We start from the raw sequence: 5,180 nt of genomic DNA, 5'->3' as shown, positions 1-5,180 counted from the left end.
AGGTATTGAGCTATCCCCTAATACTTTCCTTTGCTTCCCCAGCCCAACTTGGAACCATCTTGTCTTTTGGTGGTGTGGGTATGGTGACCGGTAGCCTGTTGATGAGTACTTGGGGAGGTGGGCGAAAAAAGTATATCAATATATTATTCGGCTTTATGCTGCTGGAGGGATTGTCGATGATGGCGGCAGGACTTTATCATTCAGTTTTTCTGTTTGCGATCGCAGCTTTTCTATTTTTTCTGGGACTCCCTTTTATCAACAGTTCTGCTCAAGTGATTTTTCAAAGGAAAGTTGCAATCGATGTGCAGGGAAGAGTCTTCTCCCTTAATAGTGCTATCTGTGGCTCCTCTTTGCCCCTAGCTTATCTGGTTGCAGGTCCGCTGGCTGATCGAATATTTGAACCTTTAATGAAGGTTAATGGTCCACTGGCCGGAACCATTGGACAACTGATCGGCACCGGACCTGGTCGAGGTATTAGTCTGATGTTTATTGTCTTGGGGGCATTAACTATATTAGTAACTATTATTGCTTATCAATATGCTCCCTTAAGGTTAGTAGAAGATAAATTACCCGATGCCATTATTGATCCCATTGATCGAGATAATATTTAAAAAAATTAGTGGAGTATTTTCTGGTAAAACCCATATCAATTATATAAGTCTTAGTTTAAATAAAATTAAACGTATCTTCTAAAGACATACCAAAAAATACGCGATAGTTTAGCTTTTATAAAGCACCAATTATTCTACAGCTTGGTTCTTTTTTTTTAGGCATAATTTTTAACAATCAACAGTTCTGGTCGAACCACGTAATAATACAAGTAAGTTAAGCTACTGGTAGACTGACCTAATGTTAAGAAAACCTAAAAAAATATCAACGATACTATGGGTTGTGGTAATAATATTCCTGAGTAGCCTCACCACTACCTGTGGCTTTTTACCAGCCATCACAGCAGAGCAACGCACCTTCATCAACCTTTCCCTGGACTTCTTAGGGGAGTATCAACTCCCCCAAACGCAGTTCAAAAATACAGTAGTCGGAGGATTGTCAGGATTGGCCTATGATCGGGAACGCGATCGCTTTTTAGCCGTTTCTGATGATCGTTCCCGATTAGCTCCAGCTCGATTCTACACCTTAAAACTAACCTTCAATCCCACCGATACAGGAAACATAGGGATTGAAAACGTAGAAGTGGAAGATGTCACTTTCCTCAAAGATAAAAATGGTGAGACCTTTGTAAGGGGTACCCTGGATCCAGAAGGGATTGCTTGGTCTGGAAAAGATTCTGTATTTATCTCTAGTGAAGGGGCTACTAATCAAGGCATTGCTCCATTCATTCGGCAGTTTGATATAGCAACAGGACAACAGTTGCAAAATTTAAAAATTCCTCAGCGTTATCTACCGAATGACACTGATCTAGAAACAGTCAGTAATGGTATCCAGGATAACTTAGGCTTTGAGGCATTAACCTTAGAACCAATCAGCCTAGCTGCAGCAAGTGGGCAAGAGTCATTTCGCTTATTTAGTGCCACTGAGTACTCCCTACACCAAGACCAGCCAGAAGCAGAGACCGAACAAGCAGCGGGAATTCGTTGGTTGCACTATTTGATTGGAGACGTTACTCCTCCAATGCTCGTTAGTGAACATCTTTACTTACTCGACGAAGACCCCCCTAACACCATTGCTCACGGTTTGACTGAGTTATTAGCAGTGGATACCGCAGGACATTTTCTGAGTTTGGAGCGTACCTATGGTTTATTTGGATTCAGTGCAAAACTTTATCAAGTGGTGATGGGTGGAGCAACCGATACCACCAAGATTGCTAGTCTCAAGGGTAATATTTCTAAGATTAAGCCACTGAAAAAAAAGTTGTTGTTGGATTTGAGTGAATTGGGGATTTACTTAGATAATTTAGAGGGAATGACCCTTGGTCCGCGCTTGAGTGATGGCACTCAGAGTTTAATTTTGGTGAGTGATAATAATTTTAGTGAGGCTCAGGTAACACAGTTTCTGTTGTTTAGGATTAAAGGCTTGACATAGCCCAAAGAAACCAGAGAGATTCCCAAGCTCTAGCCGGTAAGCTATGGGCGCTTCTCAACTAAAGGTTTTAGGAATTGGTCTTTAAGCATATGCGCTACGCGCAGGCTACGCCAACAGCCGAAGGCCTTTGGCCACGCTACGCGAACAGCTGTCAGCCGTGAGCTAAAAGCTCACCCGTGCGCGTTCAGCTTAAGATAAACCTTGAACGGGAGAATTTAATAGTTCGAGATTTTGTAAACATATGCGCTACGCGCACGCTACGCGAACAGCCGTGAGCTAAAGGCTCACGCGTGCGCGTTCAGCTTATTTTATTCAAAAGCCAAGTAGCGTGCGCGTAGCCGATCAGCTGAAAGCTGATAGCTGATAGCTGAATACTTACATTGGTCTTGATGCATAACCCAAACCATAAGGGACTGCATCAAGACAATGTATTGTAAAGATACCAACTGCATCAAACACTACTTCATCCGAAGTTCCCGCTATTCTAAGTTCAACACTTCTGGTAATGACTCATTCTACGGATATCGCTACTTTAGCTCGCTGGATGGCAGCTGATTTTAGTAACCAACAGCAGGCGTTTGATAATCCACCATTGTATGCTCACATCCGCGTCTGCATGCGTCCTCTACCTTGGTCAGTGCTAGATGGATGTAGCTTGTTTCTTGAGCAAGCTTATGACTATATGCTCAACACCCCCTACCGAGTGCGGGTACTAAAGATTGTTGAGCTAGACGGGCAAATCAAAATCGAAAATTACAAGGTTCAGGATGAAAAACTATTATACGGAGCTTCCCGTGATTTAGAACGTCTAAAATCCCTGAGTGCCCAACAGTTAGAGAAGCTTCCTGGTTGCACGTTCAATGTTACCTGGACTGGTCACAGCTTCAAAGCCGAAGTAGAACCAGGTAAAGCTTGCTTGGTAGTGCGCAATAGTAAAGAAACCTATCTCGATAGTAGCTTTGAAGTAATGGAAGAAAAATTGATTAGTCTTGATAGGGGACGTGACCCTCAAACCGATGAACTAGTTTGGGGTTCGATTGCTGGAGCATTTCACTTTGCACCCAGGACTAGCTTCGCGTCAGAAGTGCTGATCCCAACCCCAGAATTTACTGAACTATAGAATTAACTCTTACCGTGGCGGTTTGACTTCAAAAAAGTTCGATACAAACAACTATTATAGCGAAACCGATTAGGTTATAGTCAAGGGCTTCGTGGAATCCATAAACACCATGGCCAATGGTCTAATACCTAGAATACTATTGATGTTCAATAAGTGCCCCAAAGCTGATACATTTAGCGAGTAAGGTTACGCAAGTTGGATCAAGGAACTATAAACTACTAATAACTAATGGCGAATGACTAATGACTAATAAGTAATTATTATGCGAATTGCTTTTTTTACTGAAACATTTCTACCCAAAGTTGATGGCATCGTGACCCGGTTGCGCCATACGGTGGAACATTTGCAGCGTAACGGTGACCAAGTGCTAGTTATATGCCCAGAAGGGGGACTCAAAGCCTACAAAGGAGCCAAAATTTACGGTGTTTCTGGCTTTCCCCTACCCTTGTATCCCGAATTAAAGCTAGCCCTGCCACGACCCTCGATTGGTGGGGTATTAGAAGAGTTTCAACCAGATTTGATCCATGTTGTCAACCCAGCAGTATTAGGGTTGGGAGGTCTGTATTATGCCAAGGTGATGAATATTCCCTTGGTTGCCTCCTACCACACCCATTTACCTCAGTACCTCCAGCATTACGGATTGGGTATGCTCGAAGGAGTGATGTGGGAGTTAATTAAAGTTAGTCACAATCAAGCTGAGCTGAATTTGTGTACCTCTAATGCTATGGTACAGGAATTAAGAGACCATGGTGTTGAGCGAGTAGACTTGTGGCAGCGAGGTGTGGATACGGAAACGTTCCAACCAGAGTTAGCTTCAGATGAAATGCGATCGCATCTTTCCCAAGGAAATCCAGACAGCCCCATACTCCTTTATGTAGGCCGTCTTTCTGCTGAAAAAGAAATTGAGCGGATCAAGCTAGTGCTAGAAGCAATTCCCAACGCTTGCCTAGCATTAGTAGGAGATGGACCCCACCGTAAGGAACTAGAAGCACACTTTGCTGGCACCCCGACTCATTTCGTGGGTTACCTTAAGGGTACAACCCTCGGCTCTGCCTTTGCCTCTGCTGATGCATTTATCTTTCCTTCTAGGACAGAAACCTTAGGACTAGTCTTACTAGAAGCGATGGCAGCAGGTTGTCCTGTGGTAGCAGCCAACTCTGGAGGAATTCCGGATATTGTCACAGATGGGATGAATGGGTATTTATACGATCCAGCAGATGAGCAAGGAGCGATCGCAGCAACAGTGCGTCTCTTAGCACAACAGCAGGAACGGGAAACTCTCCGCCGCAATGCTAGAGCAGAAGCTGAACGCTGGAGTTGGTCAGCTGCTACACGCCAATTGCAAAATTATTACCAGGCAATCGTGTTTTCCGAATCCATGTCTTCCGCTGCCTAAGCATCCCGCAGGTCTGACCCACAATTAACCCCACAATTAACGATATTAGGTGTTAGGTTTGGAGTTTTCGTAACCTAAGGCCTAATTAACTTTGCCTAATTCAAAGGTGTAAGCTAGGGTGATTGGGAGCTTGAAAGGTAAGCGTTTCAGGGTCTAAGCGTTCTTAATCCGGTTGAGCTTACTGACTTTTTTATAAAGTCTTATCGAAAACTTAACTATTGTAATTGTATAATCCTTAACAGTTTTAGGGAAATATATCCACTATGGAAGTACCCCTTAGGGTACTGATTTTTACTGTAGAGATATGTCAAACTTATAATCAGGATAGATATATCCTCAGATCTACTTATAACCAGGGTGTTAATTAATGTTTTTGAAGTCAAAGACGATAATAGAAGACTTATCAACGCAGCAATTCTTATCTGCCCAGTTGACTTGCCCTCACGCGCCTCCAAAGGCAGGAGCAGACGAAGTATGACAAGACCAAACACCAGTAGTGTTACTGCTACATTATCTCAGTTAACTCAACCCTCACAAACCAGCCATCTGATTGACCTCATCAAAACCCTATCCATTCCTCAATTTAGCTGCTGGTTAGATTTCTTTGCTGCTGATTTCCAACAG

3 protein-coding genes and 1 pseudogene are annotated in these 5,180 nt (G+C 43.2%); all 4 read left to right on the top strand.

From position 1 onward, the window contains the following. Positions 1-611: pseudogene (locus F6K52_RS31970) on the top strand (MFS transporter); the annotation flags it as partial. Between the two features lie 280 nt (positions 612-891). After that, complete coding sequence (locus tag F6K52_RS31965) at positions 892-2,040, top strand: esterase-like activity of phytase family protein (RefSeq protein ID WP_293088410.1); 1,149 nt, start codon at positions 892-894, stop codon at positions 2,038-2,040. A gap of 505 nt (positions 2,041-2,545) precedes the next feature. Then, positions 2,546-3,160 (top strand): chromophore lyase CpcT/CpeT, encoded by a 615-nt coding sequence (locus tag F6K52_RS31960; protein ID WP_293088408.1) that lies wholly within the window; start codon positions 2,546-2,548, stop codon positions 3,158-3,160. A 262-nt stretch (positions 3,161-3,422) separates the two neighbouring features. Next, the gene (locus F6K52_RS31955) at positions 3,423-4,556 is read left to right on the top strand and encodes a glycosyltransferase family 1 protein (protein ID WP_293088406.1); all 1,134 of its coding nucleotides are present in this window, start codon (positions 3,423-3,425) and stop codon (positions 4,554-4,556) included. The last annotated feature ends 624 nt before the right edge of the window (positions 4,557-5,180 follow it).

This window comes from Moorena sp. SIO3H5 (assembly GCF_010692395.1).
Lineage (GTDB): Bacteria > Cyanobacteriota > Cyanobacteriia > Cyanobacteriales > Coleofasciculaceae > Moorena.
The sequence above is the reverse complement of the archived record's forward strand: the minus strand, read 5'-3'. Positions and strand labels throughout refer to the sequence as shown.

Bases quoted from the DNA above. Each gene is read 5' to 3' on its own strand.
- F6K52_RS31960 (WP_293088408.1), top strand. From the start codon at position 2,546: ATGACTCATTCTACGGATATCGCTACTTTAGCTCGCTGGATGGCAGCT.
- F6K52_RS31955 (WP_293088406.1), top strand. From the start codon at position 3,423: ATGCGAATTGCTTTTTTTACTGAAACATTTCTACCCAAAGTTGATGGC.